The sequence below is a fragment of the Pseudomonas sp. NBRC 111119 genome, from assembly GCF_001320125.1.
Classification (GTDB): domain Bacteria; phylum Pseudomonadota; class Gammaproteobacteria; order Pseudomonadales; family Pseudomonadaceae; genus Aquipseudomonas; species Aquipseudomonas parafulva.
Window position 1 is genome coordinate 35353 of sequence record NZ_BCAV01000054.1, and the last position, 24661, is coordinate 60013.

At 63.2% G+C, this 24661-nt stretch carries 26 protein-coding genes and 1 tRNA gene; 2 read left to right on the top strand and 25 right to left on the bottom strand.

The features are described from left to right. Window positions 1-21: 21 nt before the first annotated feature. The 24 genes from APH25_RS19630 to APH25_RS19745 all read right to left on the bottom strand — a co-directional run bounded on the left by APH25_RS19630 (window position 22) and on the right by APH25_RS19745 (window position 22079). Window positions 22-936, bottom strand: a complete 915-nt coding sequence (locus APH25_RS19630; RefSeq protein WP_003158622.1) for a DUF3577 domain-containing protein — start codon at window positions 934-936, stop codon at window positions 22-24. A 376-nt stretch (window positions 937-1312) separates the two neighbouring features. Beyond that, on the bottom strand, window positions 1313-2125 hold the full coding sequence (locus APH25_RS19635) for a hypothetical protein (protein WP_003158621.1): 813 nt from the start codon (window positions 2123-2125) through the stop codon (window positions 1313-1315). A 279-nt stretch (window positions 2126-2404) separates the two neighbouring features. After that, the gene (locus tag APH25_RS19640) at window positions 2405-2683 is read right to left on the bottom strand and encodes a hypothetical protein (RefSeq protein ID WP_003158620.1); all 279 of its coding nucleotides are present in this window, start codon (window positions 2681-2683) and stop codon (window positions 2405-2407) included. A 94-nt stretch (window positions 2684-2777) separates the two neighbouring features. Next, a complete protein-coding gene (locus APH25_RS19645) occupies window positions 2778-3515 on the bottom strand; it encodes a hypothetical protein (RefSeq protein WP_003158619.1) in 738 nt (245 codons plus the stop codon). Window positions 3516-3727: 212 nt separating this feature from the next. Continuing rightward, on the bottom strand, window positions 3728-4120 hold the full coding sequence (locus APH25_RS19650; RefSeq protein WP_003158618.1) for a hypothetical protein: 393 nt from the start codon (window positions 4118-4120) through the stop codon (window positions 3728-3730). A gap of 21 nt (window positions 4121-4141) precedes the next feature. Beyond that, window positions 4142-4354 (bottom strand): hypothetical protein, encoded by a 213-nt coding sequence (locus APH25_RS19655; RefSeq protein WP_003158617.1) that lies wholly within the window; start codon window positions 4352-4354, stop codon window positions 4142-4144. A 328-nt stretch (window positions 4355-4682) separates the two neighbouring features. Then, the gene (locus APH25_RS19660; RefSeq protein ID WP_003158614.1) at window positions 4683-4928 is read right to left on the bottom strand and encodes a hypothetical protein; all 246 of its coding nucleotides are present in this window, start codon (window positions 4926-4928) and stop codon (window positions 4683-4685) included. A 524-nt stretch (window positions 4929-5452) separates the two neighbouring features. Then, window positions 5453-7477, bottom strand: coding sequence for a DNA topoisomerase III (locus APH25_RS19665; RefSeq protein ID WP_003158613.1), 2025 nt, complete (start codon window positions 7475-7477; stop codon window positions 5453-5455). 269 nt (window positions 7478-7746) lie between these two features. After that, window positions 7747-8187: a single-stranded DNA-binding protein gene (locus tag APH25_RS19670; protein ID WP_003158612.1), complete on the bottom strand. Its 441-nt coding sequence runs from the start codon at window positions 8185-8187 to the stop codon at window positions 7747-7749. Window positions 8188-8260: 73 nt separating this feature from the next. Beyond that, the gene (locus tag APH25_RS19675) at window positions 8261-8788 is read right to left on the bottom strand and encodes a DUF3158 family protein (protein WP_003158611.1); all 528 of its coding nucleotides are present in this window, start codon (window positions 8786-8788) and stop codon (window positions 8261-8263) included. Next, a complete protein-coding gene (locus tag APH25_RS19680; protein WP_003158610.1) occupies window positions 8785-9570 on the bottom strand; it encodes a PFL_4669 family integrating conjugative element protein in 786 nt (261 codons plus the stop codon). Before APH25_RS19680 ends, APH25_RS19675 begins: the two co-directional genes overlap by 4 nt. Window positions 9571-9887: 317 nt before the next feature. Continuing rightward, window positions 9888-11132, bottom strand: a complete 1245-nt coding sequence (locus APH25_RS19685; protein ID WP_003158609.1) for an STY4528 family pathogenicity island replication protein — start codon at window positions 11130-11132, stop codon at window positions 9888-9890. Window positions 11133-11135: 3 nt separating this feature from the next. Next, window positions 11136-11696 (bottom strand): DUF2857 domain-containing protein, encoded by a 561-nt coding sequence (locus APH25_RS19690; protein WP_003158608.1) that lies wholly within the window; start codon window positions 11694-11696, stop codon window positions 11136-11138. A gap of 15 nt (window positions 11697-11711) precedes the next feature. After that, on the bottom strand, window positions 11712-13340 hold the full coding sequence (locus APH25_RS19695; RefSeq protein ID WP_003158607.1) for a ParB family protein: 1629 nt from the start codon (window positions 13338-13340) through the stop codon (window positions 11712-11714). Continuing rightward, a complete protein-coding gene (locus tag APH25_RS19700; RefSeq protein ID WP_003158606.1) occupies window positions 13333-13581 on the bottom strand; it encodes a hypothetical protein in 249 nt (82 codons plus the stop codon). The genes APH25_RS19695 and APH25_RS19700 overlap by 8 nt, the downstream gene beginning before the upstream one ends. Next, window positions 13565-14440 (bottom strand): ParA family protein, encoded by an 876-nt coding sequence (locus tag APH25_RS19705; RefSeq protein ID WP_003158605.1) that lies wholly within the window; start codon window positions 14438-14440, stop codon window positions 13565-13567. The genes APH25_RS19700 and APH25_RS19705 overlap by 17 nt, the downstream gene beginning before the upstream one ends. Before the next feature lie 42 nt (window positions 14441-14482). After that, a complete protein-coding gene (locus APH25_RS19710; RefSeq protein ID WP_003158604.1) occupies window positions 14483-14695 on the bottom strand; it encodes an AlpA family transcriptional regulator in 213 nt (70 codons plus the stop codon). 118 nt (window positions 14696-14813) lie between these two features. Continuing rightward, window positions 14814-15569 (bottom strand): hypothetical protein, encoded by a 756-nt coding sequence (locus tag APH25_RS19715; RefSeq protein ID WP_003158603.1) that lies wholly within the window; start codon window positions 15567-15569, stop codon window positions 14814-14816. A 551-nt stretch (window positions 15570-16120) separates the two neighbouring features. Beyond that, complete coding sequence (locus APH25_RS19720) at window positions 16121-18049, bottom strand: integrase arm-type DNA-binding domain-containing protein (RefSeq protein WP_003158602.1); 1929 nt, start codon at window positions 18047-18049, stop codon at window positions 16121-16123. 241 nt (window positions 18050-18290) lie between these two features. After that, a tRNA-Gly gene (locus tag APH25_RS19725) sits at window positions 18291-18364 on the bottom strand. 111 nt (window positions 18365-18475) lie between these two features. After that, a complete protein-coding gene (locus APH25_RS19730; RefSeq protein ID WP_060483066.1) occupies window positions 18476-19363 on the bottom strand; it encodes an alpha/beta fold hydrolase in 888 nt (295 codons plus the stop codon). A 331-nt stretch (window positions 19364-19694) separates the two neighbouring features. Beyond that, window positions 19695-20387: a pseudouridine synthase gene (locus tag APH25_RS19735; RefSeq protein WP_060483067.1), complete on the bottom strand. Its 693-nt coding sequence runs from the start codon at window positions 20385-20387 to the stop codon at window positions 19695-19697. A gap of 5 nt (window positions 20388-20392) precedes the next feature. Then, the gene (locus APH25_RS19740; RefSeq protein ID WP_028635081.1) at window positions 20393-20605 is read right to left on the bottom strand and encodes a cysteine-rich CWC family protein; all 213 of its coding nucleotides are present in this window, start codon (window positions 20603-20605) and stop codon (window positions 20393-20395) included. Next, window positions 20598-22079: a diguanylate cyclase gene (locus APH25_RS19745; protein WP_060483068.1), complete on the bottom strand. Its 1482-nt coding sequence runs from the start codon at window positions 22077-22079 to the stop codon at window positions 20598-20600. Before APH25_RS19745 ends, APH25_RS19740 begins: the two co-directional genes overlap by 8 nt. Window positions 22080-22292: 213 nt before the next feature. Here APH25_RS19745 and APH25_RS19750 point away from each other — a divergent pair, with 213 nt between their 5' ends. Continuing rightward, window positions 22293-22706, top strand: coding sequence for a hypothetical protein (locus APH25_RS19750; protein ID WP_033728190.1), 414 nt, complete (start codon window positions 22293-22295; stop codon window positions 22704-22706). 23 nt (window positions 22707-22729) lie between these two features. On the opposite strand, the gene APH25_RS19755 is transcribed toward APH25_RS19750, so the two are convergent. Next, window positions 22730-23836 (bottom strand): enoyl-CoA hydratase/isomerase family protein, encoded by a 1107-nt coding sequence (locus APH25_RS19755; RefSeq protein ID WP_060483069.1) that lies wholly within the window; start codon window positions 23834-23836, stop codon window positions 22730-22732. A gap of 125 nt (window positions 23837-23961) precedes the next feature. Between APH25_RS19755 and ung the strand changes: the two genes are divergently transcribed. After that, window positions 23962-24654 (top strand): uracil-DNA glycosylase, encoded by a 693-nt coding sequence (ung, locus tag APH25_RS19760; protein ID WP_060483070.1) that lies wholly within the window; start codon window positions 23962-23964, stop codon window positions 24652-24654. Window positions 24655-24661 lie beyond the last annotated feature (7 nt).

Consider the following 24661-nt stretch of genomic DNA (forward strand, 5'->3'; position numbering starts at 1 on the left):
GGCCCGCGAGGGCCTTGCCGATCAGAACGAATCAGCCAATGCCGGCTCCTGCTTCTCGACTTCACCTTCGGGCTCGCGCTCGGCGGGCTCGGCAGGCTGATCGGCAGCGGGGCCGGCGTCCTCGGCTTCGGACGCGGATGCGTCCTGGGCTGGCGGCGTCTCGGCTTGCGCGGGGCTCGTCGGATAGACCTTGGTGCCGTCGATCTTGATCAGGCCGATGTGGATCAGCGTCGATTCCAGGCTTGCGGCCGGTTCCCCAGCGCGTTCACCCTTGGTGCGGATGTACGGATCGATCTTCATGTCGTTGAGACGGAAGGCGATCAGCACCTTGCAGTCCCCTTCGATGGCCTGCACGCACCGGCGAACCAGATGCTCGGCTTCAGGGGTGGTAACGATGGTGTCGAAGTACCGATACTCCGGTTCATCGACAGGCCCGGCCAGCGCGGCGACGGTGCAAGAGAGGAACGGGTCGCCATCTTTGGGCGTGACGTCCTTCGGACGGCTGAGGTAGCCGATGCCGCGGGTGATCAGCTCGTGATGCCTGATCGAAGCCAGTTCGGCTCGGTCAAGTGGCTCGGCCTTGAGCAGTCGCGCCTTGAGGGACGCGGCGGCTTGGCCTTTCTGCTCGCCCTTGTCGCGGATGTACGCATCGCCCCACAGGTCGCCGAGGCGAAAGCGCACCAGCGGGCGCTGCTTGGGATCGTCAACGCCGATGCAGCGCTCGACCAGCTTCTTGGCCTCGGCACCCGAGACCTTGACATCGAAATAGCGATAGCTGGGGTCCTTTGCGGAACCGACCAGCGCGGCGATGGTGCATGCCAGAAAAGGCTGCGCACGGCGGCCGCCCCGAACAGGCACTTCACGGACACGCTGGATGTAACCGATGCCCGAGGTGTGGAGGTCGAAATACGATTTCTCGTTGGACGTGGTGCTCATGGTGAATCTCCATAGGGATGAAGCGGAGACACGCCAGTCCCACGCTGCGGGGAAAGGTGCGTAACCCCGCGATGGGTTGATAAGGCGAAAGCATCCACCACCAGAGACTGGTGGCCGCTCGCGGATGGATGCGGTGCGAGCTGGCTCGGTCACGCAGTGGGAGCTGCGCCGCAACCTCGAAGACCGATGGTTGCCTGGCATGTCGCTGACAACGTCAGCAGGCATGGGCTCAGCATGGCCTCGCCTCGCGCGCGAGGCAGCCATCAATCGGCATCCGGGCGATTCCCTTTGATGAATCTCCCAGGCAGAAAAAAGGCCCTCCTTCCGAATGGAGGGAGAGCCTGTGGGGGCATGTCGCCTGGTTTTTTTCGTGGTGTCACGCAGGTACAGCGCGGCGCCGTCGGGACGTCTCCGCGCCGATCACGCTCACATCGATCAGACGCCAGCGTCCGTCGTCGATGAGCCGCTCCAGCACTTCGCCGAGCATGTCGAAGTACACCTCGTCGTGCCGATCGACCAACTCGCCGTCGCGGCGCAGCTCCACCGCATAGGTATCGCTGCCGCGCTGGTAGAGGATCGTCACCTGGCCGGCGAACTTCGCGGTCGAAACCGTGAAACTGATCGCCGGGGGCGTTTCGATGATCCTGGACGGCTTCGGATCGACCCAGGTGAAGTCGTGGGCGCCCGCATCGACCAGCATGTGGGTGATGCGCCGGAACCTGTCGGGCGCCGGCATTTCCTCCAACTGCTCGATGAGCTGACCCAGTTCCATGCACTGCGGCTCGGGAATGGGCAGCTTGGCCGGCGCGGAGCCGAGGATGTGTGTCTTGACGGTGTAGGGAGTGCCGTCGGACATCATCTCGGTGCGCTCTTCTGGCGTGTCCGCACGCAGGCCGTCGAAACGGCGACGGGCATAGGGTTGGACATGCACCTTGGTGCCCTCGCTGGGAACGGTGGTCACCAGGTTGGGATCGAGTACCGCGAACTCGCTGGGCTTGAGCTTGACGACGATGGCGTCTTTGCTGGCTGCTACCACCTTGCCGTCGAAGGGCTGGGGATCAATGACGAAGCCCAGTGTCGAGGACTGTGGTTGATCATCGAACACGCGGTACTTGAACGATCGCACGTTGCGCGGCACATGGCCTGCGACCAGCGAAGGCATCAGGGTCTTGATGAGAGAGCGATCCATGTGAATCTCCTTGAGGAAGAACAAGGGATTCCCGCCCGCAAGGGAGAGGTCCCTTGTGGGTGAATGGGCGCGATGCGTCCGTAGGAAGAAACAACCAGCACGGTTTCCCGCGCTTGCAGCCTTGAAGGTCTTGGCTGCCTGGGCATGTGTCGGCAACGCCGACGAACATGGGGTAAGGATGGCCCTTGAGTGAGCGGCCTGCGCTCAGCAAACCGCACCGCGCCGCACCCGCTTTCCTGCGCCGGGACAAGAAAAGGCCCCTCGAAAGGGGCTGGGTGGTCAGGCTTGGTACACGAAGTAGTGTTCGCGCTGACGTGGAAAGAACACGTGCTTCCACGTGTCGCCGCCGGTGTTGCCACCGTCGAAAACGACCATTTCGTAGTCGTCAATGTCGGTGTCGGCCAGATCGGCGCTGGCGATATGGCGCATGTGCAGCGTGCCACTCAAGCGCTCGAATACCAGGATCTGGCCGATGGCGTCGTCCTGGCCCATGGCGTTGACGCAGGCTCCAAGCTGATGCTCGAAGTCGCGTGCGGGCGAGATGAGGTCGGGGAACATAAAGTGCTCCTATGAAATTGGACCAGCCCGGCTCCTAGAAAGGAGACGGGCTGGCATGGAGGGCAAAGAGGAAGGTGGGCTCGTGGTGTGTTTGCTAGGACTCGGCCAGCGGCAAGCCCGGCAACACGGGCGCGTCGGCGTCGAGGATGAGGATGCGCACATCGGCCTGGCCAGCCAGTTCCAGGATGTTCGCCAGGTCGTCTGGCATGCCCTTGCTGCGGTGCTCCTGCCGAAGCTGCTCGGCGGTGATGCCATCGGCGTGCTCCAGGTTCTGGTCCGTCCAGGGCGTTGAGATCAGCTTGACGCCGATCGCCGGGCTGTACGGAACCCGAAAGGCGATGAACAAAAAGGCCTCCGGCGTGGCGAGGTCCGCCAGATTGGCGAGGTACTGGCCGGTTTCCTGGCTGATGTGCGCGCTGCTGATTTCCCAGCAGCGGCTGTAGTAGCCGGTCTCGAAACTCAGGCGCTGCACGATTTCCCGCGCGGCCTCGACCGAATAGCTGTCACCGACGTGGATCAGGCGATCGTCGAAGTCCTCGCCATGAATGGCATAGACCACGGCACCGATCACGCCTTCGCCGTTAACGCCCTCATCGGCATCGCATTCGGCCAGCACCTCGGCGCTTATAGGTTCAGAGCCGTTCGTGACCACCGCGAAATCGCTGGTGACGATGCAGGAAGATGAAATCAGTTCCTGGTCGGAAAGATGTTGCTGGCTCGGGTGGATATTTCGCCAGACATGCGGGCTTCCGTCCTCGTAGCTGATGGACAGCGTGCGGACGATTTTCAAGTTCCAGTAGCCGCGAACAAAGGGATTGGGATTCTGAGACATGGGAACGCTCCAGATTGAATAATGGAGCCAATTCCCGCCACCGGGAATTGGACCCAGTGGGTTGAAAAGGGAAAATGCGTCAGTCGGCGCTGATCGTTGGCTTTGATTCAGCCGCTTTACGCTGGGCTACGGAAAGGAAATCGAGGGACATGGCCGTGTGGACGCATGTCCCTCGTGGGGAACGAAAAGACGGGGGTGTGCCCGAAACGGGCTCACCAGCCGCTGTAGTTCACCATCAAGTCGGCGATGACCTTGCGGCGTTGCAGATCGAGGCCGTCGAAGTCCGACAGCCCGTCGAAGTGGCAGCGCTTGAGCATGGCACCGCCCTCGCGCGCGTTGTAGAAGCTGACCATGGCGGACAGGAACATGCGTTCGCCGCTGCTCAGGACGCCGAGGGCATCATTGAGCAGCAGCATGTTGGGACGCAGATCCCACTTGCTCTTGGCCTGGTTCAGACCTTCACGGGTGCCGTCGCCGAACCATTCGGGGCCAGCGATCTCGGCACCACGCTTCCATGCCTCGAAGAAGGCTTGGGGCGCGGCAGCGAAATGCTGCTCTTCCCGCATGATCTGATCGACGACTTCCTGCGGCAGCAGTTGATTCATGGCGTGATTCCTCCAGTTGGATCAGGGAATGGCGAGCTGGGACCAGCCGCCTCTTTCGAGGGCACGTTGAGCCGCCGCATGGCTGCGGAAGTACTCGTGCGATTCCCGCGAAACGGGACCTTCGGTATCGCGCGTGCCGATGTAGTGGCCGGCGGCGCTTTGCAGGACTTCGAGCGGCAGGAACTTGCCGCAATAGGTCAAGGCCAACTGGCCGAAAGAGGCTTTGTGGGACATGGGTAGGCTCCTTGGAAAAGCGAGGCCTTGTCCCTCACGGGATGGCAGCTCCCGCACGTGGTGGATAAAAAGCATCGGCGTCACGGGGACGCGCGTCCGCAGACTTGATGCGATACGGACTGGCGGGTTACGCGGGAAGAACCCACGGCAGCCTGGAACCCATGGCTGCTGGCATGTGCTGACGAATCAGCGAACATGCGGGCAGCTTCGTCCGGGAGCCTCGCTGCGTCAGTTGGAAAACGGCAATCGGCCCAGCCCGGATTGATGGCGCGGAGACAGAAAACCCGCATCGAGTGCGGGCTGTCAGGGGGGGCGTGGGTGCGTTGGCTCACTCGGTCTTGTCGCCCAGGACATACTGCTTCCACAGGGCGAATGCCTCGTCCTGTCCCAGTTCGGCCAGGACCACAATGGGTTGCGTTTGCCGCGCACGCAGCGAAGCGAAATACGCCTTACGGTCGGCGATGGCCTTGAGGTTGATGCCATCGATAAACAGCAGCTTGCCGTCCTTGATGAACAGCACCTTGTTGCCAAGGTCGCGCTCGAACGCGGCTCGTACTTTCTCCGGTTGTTGCATGCGTCGGTTTCCTGTTGCTGTGGCCGGCCCTTGGGTCGGAACGTTGATCGACGAGACAAAGGAGCCGAAGGCTCGCTGACCTTCGGCTCGGGAGGAAATAACCACCCGTGGGCTGTTGCAGGCCCGGTCGTCGCTCGAACCGTCTGCTCATCAGCAATCACACCCGGCCCATGTCGTGGCTGGGGCCGGCATCGTCTGGCGCACATCCGCGCACAAAGGGAGCCCGTTTTTGCGCCGGTGGGCACCGGCACTGAATACCGCTGACCACAAAGGGTCTCCGGGTGGCTCGCGCTGCCAGGCAAGCCATCGGGGGACCACTTCGCAGTGGGCGGGAGAAACACAGACCAGCAGAACACGCGGGAGGCGGTTCGCGGAAAAACTACCTTCAGGTCCCGCAGCCGGGGACGGCTCGACGGGACGCGCACACGGACAAGAAGGCGTTGCGCGCTGGGCGACCCGCAGGGGCGTGCGGGACACGGGCCACGCCTTTGAAACAGGGTGCGGCCCACGGGAAACGGAGTCGGTTAGGCGCCTTTGCGGCCGCTGCTACGCGAGCGCGAAGCGCCACGCTTGGGCGGACCAGATTCGACCGGCAGCGTGCCTTTGCAGTCGGGGTAGCGACTGCACGACCAGAATGGACCGCTCTTGCCGGTGCGTTGGCGCGTCGATGCGCCGCACTGCGGGCATGCTGGTCCATGGGCAAGCTTGATGGACAGGGACATGCTGCCGTACTGCGCGATCAACTGCGAAATCCAGGCGGCCTGCTTGCCAATGAACACGTCCAGCGTGAGCTGACCAGCCTCGATCATGTCGAGTGCCTGTTCCCACACGGCGGTGGTGCCGGGGTCAGCAATCGCCGCAGGCACGGCATCGATCAGCGTGAACGCCGCATCCGATGCACGGATGGAGCGTCCCTTTTTCACGATGTAGCCGCGAGTGATCAACCCGCTGATGATGTTGGCCCGCGTCGCCTCGGTGCCGATGCCCGTCGTGTCCTTCAGCTTCTGCTTCAGGCGCGGGTCGGTCACGAAACGCGCAACACCCTTCATCGCCTTGACCAGTTCGCCCTGCGTATAGGGCTTGGGTGGCATCGTTTTGAGTGCCTTGATGTCGGCCCCAGCGATCTGACATGCCATCGCTTCGCGCAACGCGGGTAGCACCTGGCTGCGTGCAGAGGCGTCGGCGTCCTCATCAGCGCTGCCTTCACGTTCGGGCTCGTCCAGCACCAGGCGCCAGCCCTTGACGACGACCTGCTTGCCCGTAGCCACCAGCTTCTGCTGGCCGCAGGAAAGCTCGGCCACGGTGCGGTCGAACTCGTGGTGAGGGAGGAACTGGGCCAGGTAATGCGCCCGGATTAGCCGGTACACGGCCCGTTCCTTCTCGCTCATGACGGAAAGATTCGCCGGTTCGAGCGTCGGGATGATGCCGTGGTGCGCTGTGACCTTGCCGTCGTTCCATGCACGCGAACGCTGGGTGCGGTCGAGCTGACCCATGATCGGGCGCAGCGACGGGTCGGTCTTGAGCAGGCTGTCCAGGACGGTGGGCACCTCGGCGAACATGCTTTCGGGCAGGTAGCCGGAGTCCGAGCGCGGGTAGGTTGTGGCCTTGTGCGTCTCGTACAGGGCCTGGGCTATCTGCAATGTCTCCTGTACGTCCAGCCCGAGCTGCCTGGAACAGACCTCCTGAAGCGTCCCCAGGTCGAACAGCAGGGGCGGGCCTTCGCGCACGCGCTCGGTCTCGACCGACACCACCTGGGCGCTGCCCGCAGCGCGAATCTGCTGCGCCGCCTGCTGGGCGACCGGCTGTTGCAGGCAACGACCGGCGTCGTCGGTGCAGCCGTCGGGCGCAACCCACTGCGCGGAGAAAGCCTGACCCTCTGTGGACAAAGACACGTCGATGGCCCAGAACGGCGCCGACTTGAAAGCCGCGATTTCGCGGTCGCGATCAACGACCAGCTTCAGGGTCGGGGTCTGGACACGTCCGACCGACAGCACGCCGTCGTAGCCCGCCTGCCGCCCGAGCAGCGTGAACAGACGGCTGAGGTTCATGCCGACGAGCCAGTCTGCCCGCGAACGCGCCAGCGCCGAGTAGTACATCGGCAGCGTATCGGATGATGGTCGCAGCTTGCCGAGCGCAGTGCGGATCGACGCATCGTTGAGCGCCGACAGCCACAAGCGCTCGATGGGGCCACGGTAGCCGCACAGGTCGATGATCTCGCGGGCGATCAGCTCGCCCTCGCGGTCGGCATCGGTGGCGATGACGAGATGGGTCGCCTTCGCCAGAAGCGCCTTGACGACCTTGAATTGCGTGGCGGTCTTGGGTTTGACCTCGACCCGCCACTGCTGGGGAATGATGGGCAACTGCTCCAGCGACCAGCGCTTGAGCGCCGCGTCATAGACCTCGGGTGCTGCCGCTTCTACGAGATGGCCGATGCACCAGGTAATCGTGACGCCGGAGCCGTTGAGGCAGCCTTCACCGCGCTGTGTCGCGCCGAGAATCCGACCAATATCCTTGCCCTGGGAGGGCTTCTCGCACAAGAACAGCCGCATATCCGTCCATCCGATTTCCGTGGTTCATTGAGTTGCTGGAATCGAGGATGCCGGTCCCCACCAGGGGCAACAGCAAACAAGTCGCAAGCGGTGGCGACCACTTTCACGGGATGGAATGGCTGGGGCGGAGATGGTATGCAGCCGGGGTGTGCGGGCCGGGAGCCGCGATTTTCGGGAGCACGTGGAATCCGGTGGACGTAGATGGAGCTATCCCCTGGGGATAGCTCGCGGGTGCATGGAGCGGCGAACAGTGGCCGACCCATGCCGGGTCACTTCCTACGCCGCGGCTCTTTTGGCGCAGCCGGTTCCTGGGCGGCCTGGGGCTTTGCCTCCGCATCCTGCGGCTTCGGGCTGAGGGTCACGGACTCGATGCGAAACGGCAGGATGCCGACGCTGCGCGCGTTGATCTGCCAGGTTTCGCGCGGCTGATCTTCGTTGTCCGTCCAGGGCTCGCGCTCCATGCGGCCGACGACCAGGATGCGCATGCCTTTCTGGTAGAGGCTTTTCCAGTGCGCGGCGTCGCGGTGCCAGATTTCCACGGGCGCCCAGAAGCCGCCGCGATCCTCGAAGTCGCCGCCTTTGGTGGGAACGGGGTTGTCGAAATACACGTTCAGCCGCAGCAAGCGCCGCGGCTCGTCGTTGCCGTTGGGGAACTCCCGGTATTCGGGCGGGGAGCCAATGTTGCCTTCGCCCCAAAAGTGCGTGCTCATGTTGCAATCTCCATGGTGGTTGAAATACCCGTGCCGCGTCGGCGTCGGGTGTGTGCTGGGGTGTCCGGTGCCATCACCGATCACGCATTCCAGGTGGGATGGACTTGAGCCGGCGCAGGTAGGCGTCTTCCGCCACAGCCGCCTTGCTGGCGCATTCCTGGGCCTGCCTGCCCAGGGTGTGCAACAGGCTGATCTGCATGTTCAGCGTGATGCGCTGAAGCTCGATCGCGTGCAGCTCGGCCAGTAAGTTGACCGGCGTGCCGGTGCTCGCCATCAATTCCTGCCACAGGGCTACGCCCATGGCTGAGCGGTCGTGCTTGCGCCAGCGCAAAAACGCCGTTCCTGCGCCAGTGGTTTGTTGGGCCAACTCCACGGGCAGCAGGTGGAAGGGATGCCCGACTGCCTGTTGCAGCACCTGCCGCTGAGCCAAGCCAATCAACTCGTCGCGCATGGCGAAGCACTGGCTGGCCCAGGCCTCAAGATCCCCCTTACCCTTAAAAGGCTTTAAAAGGCCTTTTAGAGAGGCCGCGTGTTCCAGCTTCACGAAGGCAGCCTGTTGCAGGCCCTGGAAGTAGCGGGGTTCGCGGTTCGGATCGCTCATGCCTGCTCGCCCTTGATCTCGCCGACGCCGACCTCGGGCACCGCGCCGGTGGCGGCCTCGTCGTTGGGGGCAGGCGCTGCAGCAGGACTCTCGACACGCTGTTGCAGGCCACGGCGCACGATGGGCGGCGCGAACTTCGAGCGGTGCGTGCCTTCCAGCACGTCCTGCGGCAGTTCGCCGAATTTCTCCAGCGCCGCCCGTGCTGCGGCGTTCTTTGACACGAAGTCGTCGCGCGTACAGCCCGAATAGCGGTATTGCTGGGCCAGCGAGAACAGGCTGCGCAGTGCATGGGCGCCCTCGTTGAGCCAGCGCTCCAAGGTGCTGCGGTCGATGAGCGCCGTGTGATGGGCGAGGATCAGTTTGCGGGCGATGTCGTCGTAGTCGGCCAGCAGATAGACGGCGGCAAAGCCGAGCTGCGCATTGACGAACAGCGGCAACTTGACGGGTTGCACGTTGAGGTTCTCGCCCAGGCTGAGTGCCGGCGGTACGCTTGCCAGCGCCTGATCCACCTGCTCGCGCAGCGCTTGCAGCGTGGTCTTGGTCTGGTCGAGCTTGACCTCGATGCGCAGCATCCACCAATCCGAGTACGGGTCGTCCTGCTCCGAACCGCGCCGCATCTTGTTCATTTGGGCGATGTAGCCGTTCAGGCCGACGATGCCCGGTCGCCCCTCGGCGGCGGCACGGCCATGCCAGATGCGCGAAGCGTGGTGGGTGTGAAGCGTCAGCGACATCGCGCTGCGCAGGGAGCCGAGATTCAGTTGCAGAGATTCATTGGTTGCCATGGTGTCCGCTCGTTGTGGGGAAAGGAGCGGTCAGCTTCGGCAGGAAGCGGAAGGCCGTCAGTCAACAAACCGAAACCTGCCAGACCCCGGTTCAGCGCGTGGTGGCCGCCTGCGGCGCGAGCTATCCCCAGGGGATAGCTCCAAGGAGCGCCAGCGAACGCTGCACGTCAGGATCAGGACGGACAAGGCCGATGCTGCGGCAGATGTTCGAGGCGAGGCCTGCGACTGCACGGCATCCGCCCCAACGGTGGAACTATCCCCAGGGGATAGCTCTACTGGCATCCATGGGCGTCCACTTCACCGCCTTGCCGGCCTGCTCACTTGCTGGCGAGCAGATTTCGCAGCCGCTCGATGTGCTGCCTGGCGACTTCTGGTGGCACCGGCTTACCCTGCGTTTGGGTCGGCGGTGCGGGTGGTGGCCGTTCGTTTGGTTGAGTGGGTGCCGGTGGCGGGTCTTTCTTTGCCCAGGCATTGAACTCACCGTGGATGGCCCGCTGGATGATGCCGAACAGATACCCTGCGGGATTGCGGATGCCGGGGTTGCTACAACGCGCGGCCCATTCGTCCAGCACGTCCTGCCTCAGCGAGGGATCAACTTGCTGCAATGCCACCTTGGCACCCGCCTGCTGTTCCGCCTTCAGTTGTGCAAAGCGCTTGGGCCATTGCAGATCGCCCAGCGCGCGCGCCTGCGCAGTAGTACGTATTTCATTAATACAACTACTACGTACTGTACGGGCCTGCTTCGGATTCCGAAGAGAGACGTCTGGCGCGGGTTTCAGCCCTGCTTCGGAATCCGTAGCGGGTCGTTCACGATTCCGAAGAAGGCTCGGAGCCCCTTCTTCGGAATCGTGAATGGCGTCTTCCTGTGGATAACTTTCGCAGGCCGTGGGGTTCTGGTTGGCGAGACGTTCGGCCATCACCTGCAACCGTGACGGGAGGGTGCGTCCGGCCAGTAATGGGTCTTCGCCGATTTCCTTGAGCGTGTGCAGGCCCACGATCTGCACGGCCTTGGCAGAATGGCCGAGCGCCTGGCTGACGAGTTGCAGGTAGTCCGGGTCGAGCTGCATGGCCTCGAACGGTGTCAGGGGTTCGTCGTGCAGCACGTACAGATTGCCGAGGATGCGGCCGGTCTTGGGGTCGCGCCGTCGCCGAACCAGGCTCAGCCAGCGGGTCAGGCGCATCAGTGTCAGCGCCCGTGCCACGGTTTCATGCGAGGCCTGGCCTGCGCAGGGCATGGACGCTAGCCAGGGGCGCAACTGCTCGTAGGTGGGAAATGCGGTCACGCCATCGTCGTTGAGCATCAGTCGGAACACTTGCCAGGCGTTTCGTTCCAGCGGCGTCAGGCGGCGGTCGAGGAACAACTTGCGTGGCACCGTCTCGTGCCGGTTGCCACTGAACAGGAAAGCATCGCCGGAGGTGGGCGTGGGCGACTGTGCAGGTGTAGACGCAGGTGCGCTGGGGGCGGGCTTGGGCGCAAGGTCTTTCAGCGCAGCATCGAACAGTTCTGCCAGTGCGATGGGGCCTTGGCGTAGGGCTCGTGGTGCGGTGTCGTCCACGGCCATGACTCACGCCAATCCCTGATCGACCCAGCTCTTGATCGAGGCCCAGACCACCGACAGAGGCAGCGACATTCCTTCGGCCAAGTCCATGGCGGCATCGAGGATGGAAGTGTCATCTTCGAGATCGACGGTTCTGCTGTTGGTCACGGCCTTCCATTGCCGCCACAGCTCCGTGTCCTGCTCCTCGTCCAGCACGGGGTGCCGGCCCTTGCGCTTGGGCAGACCGAGGATTTCACGGCGAAGCGCTACTTCCTGATGCGTCAAGCCATAGAACTTGCTGACCATCTCCGTGCTCGCGCCCAGCCTGAGCATGCGATCGACCGTGGCGATTTCCTTCTCCACGTCCTGCGCCTGCTGGAGCAGCCGCCGCAGCACTTCGCGGTTGACCGTCACTGAGCACCAGGAGACGTTGGCGTTGGCCAGCACGCTGATCAGCGCAGGATGCTTGAGGGCGTCCAGCTCTGCCTCGCCAAACCCCATCAGTTTGCAGCGGCGCAGTTGCCCATTGCGCAGGTCATAGAGGGCCTGGGCGATGACAGCCTGGTTGAGCGGGTGTGCTGTGGACATGCTGGCCTCCCTCGCTTAGGTTCCAGAGTCCGCAGCGCCGGCTTCGAGATCGAGCAGGCGGCGGGCCAGTCGCAGCAGGCGGAACAGCTTGACCAGCGCGGTGTCGCTCAATCGTCGGGTTACGTCGCCCTGGCCGTGCAGCAGCGCCGGCAGGTCGATGACGAGTTGCCCGTTGTCCAGACCGACGTCGGCGGGCTGCTGACCGGCCAGGCAAGCCAACAGCGCATGGACGGCACGGCCCTTTGGCGCCAGGCTTGAGGTATGGGCACGGCAGGCGAAGCCGATGCCTTCTGGACGGTCATCGATGCACTCGCCCAGGTGTGCCTCGCCCGCAATCTCGCGGGCAAACTGCGCGACGTGGATGCGCAGGTGCTCGGGTGTGTCCAGGCCGGGGGCGATGTACCAGACATCCGAGATCGGATAGAGCCCACCAGCCTGCACCGGGATGGACTGCAAGACATTCGCCGAGAAGTCGTGCGGCAGTGCATCGCCCAACTGGTCGGCGACCATGCGCTGGATGGACTCAAGCCGTTCCGTTGTCGGCGCCGGCGAGACGATGTGCTCCTGAAGCCGGTCGCCATCTGTCGCCGGGCTGACCGCGTCCGAATGACTGGCTTCCGCGTCGCTCTCGCCCGTCGAGGGAGTTGCCGTCGGCCTCGCAGCAGGTGGCGCAGTATCGGCAGGTGGGCGCGCAATGGCCTCTGGCTCTGGCAGGGCAGGCGGCGTCGAGGGCGGCGTCGGCTCGCTGACCAAGGCGCGCTGGCGGCTCTCGGATTCGGTCATGTCCAGAGCGAGCACGTCGTAATCAACACCCAGCAATTCGGTCATCTGGCCGATCAGCTCGTCCTGTATGCGCTGCGCAGAGAACTCGTCGGCCTGGACATCGAATTGCGACAGCACTTCCTGAAAGAACTCGTCGAAGTCCTGAACCAGTGAGCGGCCTTTGGCGTAATGCGCCCAGGTGCGCTCGCAGGCCTTGCGCATGACCGACAACCGCTCGACCTGGTGACGCCCCAGGCCGGCGTAGAGCACGGTCGGGATTGCGGGCAGCAGGTAGCGTACTGCGTCGGCCATCCGGCTGATGTGCGACTGCTGCACGGGGTATCCGTCGGCGGCCAGGCGGCGGGCCAGCTCGGACTGGCTCAGGGTGGAGCCGCTTTCCAGTTCGTAGAATTCGCGCGCTTTCTCGACGCCCAAAGCCCGCTCGATGAAGGTGAGGCCACCGCGCAGTTCGTTTTCCGCAAGATGCCCGGTGAGCGCGACGATCTCGCCACGCTCGGGCCACGGGCGGAACAGGCATGAGACCCGAAAAAATCGTTCGTCCTTGGTCTCCGACCAGAGTTCGCGCAGGATTGCCAGTCGCGTGTTGCCGCCATTACGGATGATGTAGTGATCGTCGCCGGGCCGCCGGGTGATGGCCGGAGCCGCGTCCAGACCACGCTCGCGGATGGATGCCTTGATTTCCTCGTACACCGGATTGCGCTTCTTGCGCGGGTCGTGGTCGTAGGGGCGCAATTGGTCGAGCGTCACGACCATGGGCGTGTCGGCGATCGGGTCGCTCAAGGTCGTTGCTGACGGGCCGCTGCGCTCGAACCCGGACGCAAGCAGTTTGCCGGCCATCTGCTGGGAAGTGATCTCAGTCATGGCCGCCCCCCTGCGCTTGGGATCGGGTCTCGCGCTCGGCGCGACGGATCTGCGCACGGGCGTTGAGGGCTGCCCGGTGATCGCTGGCCGTCGAACTGGTGTAGATCGCGGCGCAGCCTGACTTGGTGAACTTGAGGTGACCGCCCGCCGTGCGCTTGACGTGCCAGCCTTCGCCCACGGCGAACTCGATCAGGGCGCGCAGCCGGCTGTGACCTCGGGCCAGTTCATGTGCGTTGGCCATGGGGCCTCCTGGTATCAAGAGGCTGTGGCGGACGGCCGGACACTGCGGCAAATCGATCCTGCCACTGCGGGAGCAATTCGCCGGCAAGATCGCGCATGGTGGCGAGCGCGGCGGGAGCGACTCTGCCCACTGGCTGGCGGTACTCGACCCGATGCACCGGCAGGCCGCGCGTAGCAGCACGCGGATAAGCCTCAATGGCCGGCACGTCGGTAGCCAACACACGGATGTCAGCATGGTCCTGGAACAGATCGCGCAGCGCCTGCTGGATCAGGCGGGCGTTGGCGGACACCGGATGGACGCGGTTGATGAGCAGATGCAGCGGCGGCGGCGCGATGCCCAGCTGCCGGTACGGTGCAATGTCCTCCAGCAACTGCATGGTGCCGCGCCGCAGCTCGCGGGCGGCGAGAATTTCCGGGGTCACGGGTGACAGTGCGAGGTCGGAGGCCAGCACCGCCATCTCCAGCAGCACCGAGCGCGCGCCCTGGGTGTCGATCAGCACCAGGTCGTAGAGGGGATTGAGCGCCGGAAGCAGATGCCGCAGCCGCAAGCGCCCGTCCGGCGCGTGCAGCAGCAAAGTGTTCAGTTCGCCTCGGTGGTCGTTGGAGAGCACCAAGTCCAGGCCCGCGATGATCGTGCGGGACACAAGCTGGTCGAGGTCGCGCTCGTTGAAGGCCAGCAATTCATAGATACCGCCCGGCGCGCGGTGAGCCAGCTCATAGTATGAGGACAAGGTGGGCTGCACATCGAGGTCGAGCAGCAGCACGCGCAGTCCGGCGTCCGCAGCGAGACCGCCGAGGTTCGCAGCGGTGGTAGTCTTGCCGACCCCACCTTTGGTTGAAATGATGGATACGACCTGCATGGCGTTCTCCGTGTCAAGATGAAAAGTCCGCGGGAGAACGGGTCAGGCCCGGTTGTTGACGCGCTCGTCGATCCACTGATCGATTTCGATGGAGTCCCAGCCCACGGCGCGCACGCCCAGACGCAGGGCCTGCGGGAACTGGCGTTTCTTCATCAGGTTGTAGATGTGGGCGCGCTTGAAACCTGATTTCGCTTCGACTTCTTCCAAGCGCAGGATGCGGCGCTCGTTTGGCTGCAGTACAGATGTTTGCGACATGGCAGTCACTCCTGAACGCTCAGCGGCGTTTGTTGGCGTGACCTCTATTCAATAGACACGGCTGCGAAAAGACATTGCAAATGCAATCTCCGCGACTGCACATACAAGCTGGCAAATCTCAGCGGGAGGCGCTACGCAGCCGGCGCCTGGCGGTGGCAAACTTACCGTTCAATGTCCGCTCCGCGATGCCCATGGCGCCGCTGTGATGGGCGACCAGCGCGCTGACCACGGCCTCCTGCGTCTTGAAGCTGGAGTACGGCGTGCCCGATGGCGACTGGCCGAGCATCAGCTCCAACAGGCCGCCAACGATGTTCAGGTAGGTGGCCTCGGCTCGATCACTGATCGGACACTGCGCGCATGCCGGAATCACCGTGGGCTGCTTGAGCAGCGCGTCATGCTTGTCCTGCAACTCGCGAAGCTGACGTTTGGTCTGTTCCAGGACGGATTTCAAAGCCTGGCGTTCGACCAGCATGGCTTGCCCTGTTTCCAGAGAGATGAAGGGATGGGTGATGCGCTCGCTGCGGGAGAAGAGAAAGCCGGGCCGCTGCTCGGGGTAGTGCTGGCGCATCCAGCACTTCAGATCGACATGGCGCACCGTCAGATCAGGCGATTCGATCAACGTGGTGTCGCGCGTCGTGATGCCGTGCTGCCCGAAGGGCAGTTCCCCGTTGAGGATGCCGTCATAGATGCGGTCGGTGTACAGCCGCAGTTCGCCCAAACGTGGGCAGTCCAGCGACTGCGGCAGATTCATCGGCGACGAGACCGAAGCCAGAATCACCTGCTCGTATCGCAGCAGTCCGGCCCAGCGGATGGACGCTTCGAGCGGGCGGTAGAACACCTTTGATGTTGGTGCATCATTTTTGTTCTCGTGCATGCTCCGTCTCCTTCCAGGAGAAGAACTACAGGGCCGACTGCTTTTGCAGCCGTCCCCATGGTCGGCCTGTTGTCCGCGCAAGACGCGAGTGATGACGCCCGCTTTTGATTACTTCTGATCAGTTCGCGCAACGAGTAGGCGTTGTGTGCTCGATGTACAAAAATCCATTGAGCACAAGAAAAGCGAGCGTCCGTCGCGGCTCGACAGTGACGCTTGCGCTATCAGGATCGTGAGAAGTGGCGGTTCACGCAAAACCGTATCGGTATGGTCTGATACGGCAGCGGTTTGAAAAAGCTGCGAGCGGTCGGAATCTATTGATCGGGGCTTGGGATTGGCTGCGGAAATCCGCTGGCGTCATATCCGATCAGGATACTGATATAGCGAGATAGCATCACAGAGAAGTCGCCTATGGTGACTGCCAAGCGCAGATTCGACGCTAAACACTGCCTGCCAATACTTGGAAATCGCGAGTTGGCGGGTGGTCATGCAACGATCGACCTATTGGTTCCCTGCTTGGACCTTGACCGGACGGGCTGCCGTCCGGCCTCAGCTCAACGGGCGACCAGATCTTCGGGCGTATCAACCAACATTGCCGTTTTTACCAGGCGCTCTACAGTCTGCCTGGCCAGCACCGGAGATACTTCCGATTGCTCTGCAAGCTCATCGGTTTCTATGGCATGTGCGGCGACCAGTCGAGCTGCAAGATGCAGGTTGGTCGGATCGACTGCCTCGATGACTGGACACTTGCCCAGGGCATCGTATGGCCGCAGCAGTGCGTGATAGATGTGCCAGGTGTCGATGCCGCGCGGCACCAGCTTCAGGACAGCCTGAATCAGCTTGCGTTTGATGGGGTCGAGTTGCCAGTCCGGGACGCGCTGTCCACGGTGACCCAGATGGATCGACAGGAGATTGCCAGCCTGAATCTCGTAAGTGATCCAGCGGCGGGACTTGCCAACCAGCTTGGCGTAGTCGGCCACCGACAGGTTGTGGGATGCCTCGAACATCTCCAGCAATTGCAAGCGCTCGCGCTGCACCTCTGACAGCGTGGGTCGCGCGTACTCGGGCAGATGCACCGCCGAAAGTCGATAGACGGAAGCTGGAACCGCTGGCGCATCCGGTGCAGGCGCAACGATCAACTGAGGGGCGTTTGGATTCAGGGCGGGCGGCTGCGCTGCCGCCTGTCCGGCAATCGTGGGCAGACCCTGCAGCGTGATGGTCAGGTGCGTGCTGGCAACTTCGAGCTGATTCTGCTCGAACAAGTCCAGGCGGTCGGCCCAGTCTTGCATCATGACGCGGCGCTGCTCGACGTACTCGGCGTGGTTGTAGGTCGCGCTGATCCGATCCGGATCGGCATGCGAGAGTTGGGCGTCTACCCACTTGGGCGGATAGCCCAATTCATTGAGCGCGGTCGATACGGTGGCGCGAACGCCGTGCCCAGTGAGCTGATCTTCATAGCCCATGCGCTTGAGCGCGCCATTGAGCGTGTTCTCGCTGAGAGGTTTTTTCAGGCACCAATCACCGGGGATGAGATAGACCTGCGCTGGCTTCAGATTTCCCAGCAGATGACGAACGACTTCTTGTGCCTGCAACGACAGTGGCACGATGTACGGCGGGATGTCGGCGAAACGCTGGCGCTTCTTCTTGGTGAGCTGCTTGCGTTGCTTGAGCCTGACAACCGGGATGATCCACAGACCGCGCTCCAGATCGAACTGATCGGGCGTGGCGTAGCGCAATTCACCGGTGCGCACGCCCGTGAGCAGCAGCAGACGTAGACCCAGTTGCGTATTCAGGCGGCCGCTGTACTTGCGCAACGTCTGCAGCATGGCCGGCAGTTCGGGCATGCGCAAAAAGGGGTTGTTCTCCACCGGCGGCAGCGGCATCGCCACCACATCCAAATCCTTGGCCGGGTTGTCGCCCATGTTGGGCACCACCACCGAGGCGTAGGTGAATAGCTGGCTGAACCAGGTGCGCAGCTTCTCGGCGACCGACAGCGAGCCACGTTTTTCCACTCTGCCGATGATGTCCAGCAGGTGGGCGCGAGTGACGTCGTAGACGGTCAGGTGGCGCAATACGGGAAACACATCCTTGGCGAAGACGCGCCCGATCTGTTTGGGCGTGCTCTGGCGGCCCTCATTTTCCAGAGAGAGGCTGCGGTGGGCCAGCCATTTGTCGTAGATGGCCTGGAAGGTGTGCTCGCCCGCCAGGACAATCACGTGGCGTTTGCGCTTGCGTTCCGAATGCGGGTTGATGTCCTTGGCCAGCATGGCCCGGGCCTCGTCGCGCAGATGACGGGCATCTTTCAGGGAAAGCGCGGGATAGCCGCCGAAGGACATGCGCTCGCGCTTGCCGCCCCAAGTGAAGCGGAAGTGCCAGGCCTTGAAGCCGGTGGCTGAGATATGGAAGTAGAGACCGTCGAAATCGACAAGCGAATACGCCTTGCCGGTCACCTTGGCCTGTCGAACCTGGAGGTCTGAAAGCATGAGCCCAACTCCTGCGAAACGAGTTGGATGCCATGTTCCCGACGGAACCCCGGCTCCTCCAGCAACAATACGGTTTTGGGAACCTCCGCATTGCCAATGTACCACTCAACGTACCAGTTGGAACCGGCTGTGAGTGGATTTCGCTGGATGTCAGTGGATCGATATTGGGTGAAAATCCTCAATCCTGACAATGACTTACGACGTTCCCTGGCGTTCGGCGGAAGACCCTGGAAAGTCGAAGTGGAGCGGGTAGAGGGAATCGAACCCTCAACTAAAGCTTGGGAAGCTTTCGTTTTGCCACTAAACTATACCCGCATCTGAGCTGCACTTTTTACCAGAACCCAGGGTAAATTAGAAGCCCACGTTATAAAAAATCTAACGCCACCCTGCAGCCTCCGCGGTTGTGGCTACAGGGTGTGTTGCCCGTCACATGGCCAATGCATGCTGCCCTTGGGCTGCTGCCTGATAACGCGGGCGCTTTTCTCGCACGTCTGGCTTCAGGAAGCCCAGCAGCACGGCGCGGGTATCCTCGCAGGCGGCCTTGTGCTCCATGTCCAGAAAGTGGCCGGCGTCGCGGATCGCGCTGAACTGGCACGTGCCGACATGCCTGTCAAACTGCCGTGCATCCGCCACGGTGGTGTACTCATCCCGCTCACCGTTGACGAACAGCACCGGGATGTCGATGTTGCGCGCGCGGCTCAGGGCCCGCTCCAGGTCGTGCTGCAGCACTTCGTTGATATGGAAGTGCATCTGCGCGTATTCATGGCTGTCCAGGCTGCTGACGTGCCGGTAGTTGAAGCGTTTGAACAGCGACGGCAGGTGCTTGCCAATGGTGTTGTTGACCAGGTTGCCCACCTGGTAGCGGTCGCAGGCGGCGAGGTACTGGCTGCCGCGGCTGAGGTAGTCGCGCATCGGTTCGTTGATCACCGGTGAGAACGAACTGACGATGGCCTTTTTCACCCGACGCGGCTGATGCGCCAGCGCCAGCAGGGTGCTGGCGCCACCCCATGAAAACGACATCACATGGTCGGCCTGGAAGTGGTCGATCAGTTCCAGAAGAATATGGGCTTCGGTTTCCTTGCTGATCAGCCTTTCCTGGCGGTTGTGCTGCTTGGATTTGCCGGCGTAGGGCTGGTCGAATAGCACCACGTTCAACTGCGGGTGCAGGTTGCGTACGGTCTGGGCAAACGAGGCTGTGGTGGCAAGCGAGCCGTTGATCAGGATGATTGTCTTCTCGGCCGCGTCCGCGCGATAGAACTCCGTGTAAACCCGATACTGACCTTGAATATCAAGTACAGCGATTTCTGGCCTCATGTCATCGACTCCTGGCGCAAAAAGGGTATTCGCGTCACCTAAAGTGCACGTTTTTTATGACAGGTAGGCATCTGCCTGAAGAGAAACCGGGCCCCGTGTCGATCCATTGGCACGTGTGTCGACGGTGTTGTTATGGCGGGCAATCTGTTGTGCCCCAAGGCATCGAGACCCTGGGTGGCCAGCAGACAGGTGTCGGCCGTGCAGCTATGACTATCCAGTCACATGCAGACCGACGCAGTGGATTCAAGCAGCGCCGCCGGGTTCGCGCAAGTGCCGTTCGGGGGAAAGGAGCGCCCTGCGTCGGGCGGTTGCTTGCCGTTGATCAGCCAAATCAGACCGCAGCGATTTCCTCGGCCGTCAGTGCGCGAAAAGCGCCAGGTGCCAGCGCCGGGTCCAGCGCAATGGCACCCATGCGCTCACGGTGCAGCTTCACCACCTTGTTGTTGTAGAAGCCGAACATGCGCTTGACCTGGTGATAACGCCCCTCGACGATGGCCAGCCGCGCCTGGCGCGGCCCCAGAATGTGCAGCTGGGCGGGTTGGGTGACGAGGCCTTCGAAGGCGAAATGAAAACCCTCGAGAAACTTGGCGACGTAGTGCTGGCCGATCTCGTCTTCGGTGTCGACCAGGTAGTGCTTGGGCAACTTGGTGGCCGGCTGGGTAAGCCGGCGCGACCATTGCCCATCGTTGGTGAGGAGCATCAGGCCGGTGGTGTTGAAGTCCAGCCGCCCGGCAATGTGCAGGCCGTGCCGCGCCTCGGCGGGCAGCAGGTCGAGCACAGTGGGGTGCTGCGGGTCGTGGGTGGCACTGACGCAACCGGCCGGCTTGTGCAGCATCAGGTAGCGCGCGGGGTAGCCGGCCTGGAGCACCGCGTCATCCAGCGCCACATGGCTGAATTCGCGCACCTGTGCCAAGGGGTCGCTGACCACCTGCCCATCCACGCGCACGCGCTGCTGGGCCAGCAGCATGCGTGCTTGCTGGCGGTTGTAGTTGGGCAGGTTGGCAAGAAAACGGTCAAGGCGCATGGCTGTCAGTTGACCGGGGCGGGTGGCAGCTGCGCCTCGACGGCTGCGCAGCGTGGGCACAGGCAGGCTTTGCCGCGCAGCTCGGCGGGCAGCGCCTGGATGACGGCGGGGTCGATGTGGGCGCTGTAACACCAGCAGGCCTGGGTGGCGCTGCGTGGGTCGGCCAGGCTGCACTGGTTGAGGGCGCCGCACGCAGGGCAATGTTGGTTGTCATTCATTGTGCAGTTCACTGCAGACGCGGTTGCGGCCAGCCTGTTTGGCACGGTACAGGGCGCTGTCGGCGCGGGTCAGCAAGGTGTGCAAGGTGTCGTCTTGCTGCAGGTTGCTGACGCCGATGCTGGTGGTCAGGCGCAGGGGCTGGTCCTCGTAGCTGAATGTCAGTTGCTCGGCGCGCCTGCGGATTTTTTCGGCGACCTCGATGGCCTGCCGGCCTTCGGCTTCACGGAGCAGGACGATGAATTCCTCACCGCCCCAGCGGCACAGTATATCCGACTCGCGCAGGCTGCCCTGCAGCACATTGGCAAACTGGCGCAGCACTTCGTCGCCCGCCAGGTGACCGTAGGTGTCATTCAGGGCCTTGAAGTGGTCAAGGTCGATCAGTAGCGCCACCAGCGGGCTGCCGTCGCGCTGGGCTTCGCGCAGTGCCTGGGCGGCCAGCAGGTCGAAACTGCGGCGGTTGGGCAGGCCCGTGAGGCTGTCGAGGGTGGCCAGGGCCTCGATGCTGGCGTGGTGGCGGCGCACCATGGCATGCACCAGCGCCACGACCACCAGGGTGATCATGGCGCAGATGGCCAGGTTCAGGTAAAGCGAATGGCGGATGCGGTCCAGCGCGCCGGTCTCGCGTTTGTCCACCAGCAGGTACCAGTCCAGCTCCGGCAGGCGCCGCACGTTGAGGAAATGGCTGTGGCCATCGGCGTCACGGTAGTCGTGGCTACCTTCGCTCGGCACCGGTTGGCCTGCCCGTGCGTCATCAAGGTCGGTATTATCGCTGAGCGACTGGCCCACCCGCACGCCGCGCGGGCCGCCTTCAGACCCAGTGAGCAACACCTTGCCCTTGGCATCGACGAACATCACCGCACGCTGATAACGACGCTGATACTGGTCGATCAGCTTCACCACCGAAGACACGCTGAGCCCGACGCCGGCCGCACCGATGAACTGCTGCTGGTAATCATGCACCTGGTAGTTGATGAACACGGTCAGGCTGTCCTGGTTAGCCATGTCCAGGTCGACGTTGATCTCATAGGGGGCCTTGAGACCACGCAGGCGAAAGTACCAGGCATCACGCCAGGCCTGCGGTTGTACTTGCTTGAGCACACCCTTGGCCTGGTAATAGGTCAGGGTACGGTCCGAGACGAAGAACGAGGTGAAGGTGTCCTGCTTGCCCATCACTTCGCCCAGGTAGCGCGTGATGCGGTCTGTGTCTTGTTCACCGGACAGCACCCAGTCACGCAGGAAGGTGTCCTGGGCCATCATCGAGGCGATGAGCACCGGGCGGACCAGGTCTTTCTGGATTTCCGAGTACACCGTGTCGGAGGTGAGCGGTAACTCGGTGTTGATGATGCCGTCACGGATGGCGCTGCGCGATGAAAAGTAGCTGAGCAGCGAGGTGGCGATAAAACCGCAGGCCAGCAGTATCAACAGGGTCGCAATCAGCGAACGCTGCGATAACAGGGCGGAACGTGAGGGCATGATCTTCCCATGATGTGTGCCAAGCCGGCTATTCTAGTGGCCTGGGCGACAAATGGCCGCATGTTTTTCAGGGTTTGCCCACGTGTATCAATTTATTGCAGGCAGCGCACTGCACGCCCTTGCCGCTGTCTTACCCAATGCCGGCCCACGCATGCCGGGTTGGCGCTCGCCAGCGTCGCTGCCCGAGCATCCCTGCGGTCCAGGAGGCCGCCTATGTCCTACCGAATTCTGTTGCTTGCCCTCGTGGGGCTGACGGTGAGTGCCTGCGTCCCTTACTCGGGGCGCTCTGCCTACTACCGCACGGACTATTACGTCACTGACCGCTATGCGTCTCCTGGTTACGCGCCGGGTTATTACCGCTATGACCGTTACTATGTGGCGCCCCAGCCCCGTTACTATTATCAGCCTGGGCCACGGTACTACGCGCCGCCCGTACCGGTTTACCGGCCTGTGCCACCTGGGGTGGACCGCTGGCACGGCAACCCGCGCTACGACTACGGCAACCGCCAGCGCTATGACTACGGTCGCGACCGCGACCGGCATGACTACCGCGACCGCGGCCCGCGTTACCAGCCAGACCGCTGGCATTCGAACGGTTGGGGGGACCCGCGCAGCCGCAGGCCCTGATCGCGGCGGCAAAACGCCAGGGGCTACCCCAGGTCTGCCAGTGGGTGGCGCCCCTCCCAGGCCTTGGTAAAGTGAGCCTGCACCACCCCCTGGGGCACCTGGGCCACATCCGGCCAATGCCAGCGTGGCTGGTTATCCTTGTCCAGCAAGCGGGCGCGCACGCCTTCGCCGAACTCAGGATGACGACAGCAATTCAGGCTCATGGCGTATTCCATCTGGAACACCTGCGCCAGTGACAAGTGGCGGGCGCGATGAATCTGTTCCCACACCAGGTGGGCCGTAAGTGGGCACCCCCCCTGCATGCGCTCGGCGGCCGACGCCAGCAGCGGGTCGTCGTGCTGGCGCAAGGCACTCAAGGCATGCCAGGCGGCGCTTGCGTCCGTGACATCCAGCACACGATCGATCAGCTGCCGGCGTGGCAGCCACTGCGCTGGCGGCAATTGGCTGCAGGCGCGGTGCTCCTCGGCCTTAAGCAGGCTGTTGAGTTGCAGTGCGGTTTGCTCCTGCCAGTTCAGCTGCAGCAGTTCGTCGACCAGCCCAGCCTGCTGTTGTTCGCCAAGGAAACGATCAGCCAGCCCCAGGTCGAGGGCATCCCGTGCGTTCAGCGGGGCGCCGGTGAGCCCCAGGAACAACCCGAGCCGGCCGGGCAAACGGGCGAGAAACCAGCTGGCGCCCACATCCGGGTACAGGCCGATGCTGATCTCTGGCATGGCCAGGCGGCTGCTGGGGGTGACGATACGCACATTGGCGCCTTGCAGCAGCCCCATCCCGCCACCCAGCACGTGGCCATGGCCCCAACACAGCAGGGGCTTTGGGTAGGTGTGCAGGGTAAAGTCCAGGCGGTACTCGGCCGCGAAGAAGGTTGCCGCCAGGTGGGGGACGCGGCCTGGCTGGTCGCTGCAGGCCTGGGCCAGGGCCCGAACGTCGCCGCCTGCGCAAAACGCCTTGGCGCCATTACCGCGCAGCAATACGCAGGCCACCCCAGGGTCCTGGGCCCAGGCATACAACTGCTCGCCGAGCACTTCGATCATGGGCAGGGTCAGGGCATTGAGCGCCATGGGGGCATCGAGGGTAGCGATAGCGATGCGCGCGCCGTCGACACCGGTGTGTACTTCGCAACGAATAGTCATGGCTCACCTCGTCAGGTTACCGCACAAGTATGGCCCGGCTGACCGATCATGCCGGTTGGTGGTCGGAGGGTTTGACAAGCACTCATCGCGCACCTAGTGTCGCGCCATTGATTACGGATGGCCCCATGACTGACGACGATCGCATCAAACTCGAACCCAGCTGGAAAGCTGCACTGCGTGCCGAGTTCGACCAGCCCTACATGCACCAGCTGCGAGCGTTTCTGCGCAGCGAGTACGCAGCCGGCAAGCAGATCTTCCCGCCTGGCCCGCTGATCTTCAACGCGCTGAATTCCACGCCCTTGGACAAGGTCAAGGTGGTGATCCTCGGCCAGGACCCGTACCACGGCCCTGGGCAGGCCCACGGTCTGTGCTTCTCGGTGCAGCCGGGTGTGGCGACGCCGCCGTCGCTGGTGAACATCTACAAGGAGCTGCACCGCGACCTGAACATCCCGATCCCCAGCCATGGCTACCTGCAAAGCTGGGCAGACCAAGGCGTGCTGCTGCTCAACACCACCATGACCGTGGAGCGGGCCAATGCTGCCTCGCATGCCAAGAAGGGGTGGGAGTTCTTTACCGACCGCATCATCGAACTGGTCAGCGAGCGCTGCCAGCATGTGGTGTTCCTGCTGTGGGGCTCCCATGCGCAGAGCAAGCAGAAGCTGATCGACGGCACCAAGCACCTGGTGCTCAAATCGGTGCACCCCTCGCCACTGTCGGCCTACCGTGGGTTCCTGGGTTGCGGGCATTTCAGCCGCACCAACAGCTTCCTCGAGCAGCGCGGGCTGGCCCCTGTCGACTGGGCCTTGCCACCGCTCTAGGGCAGCC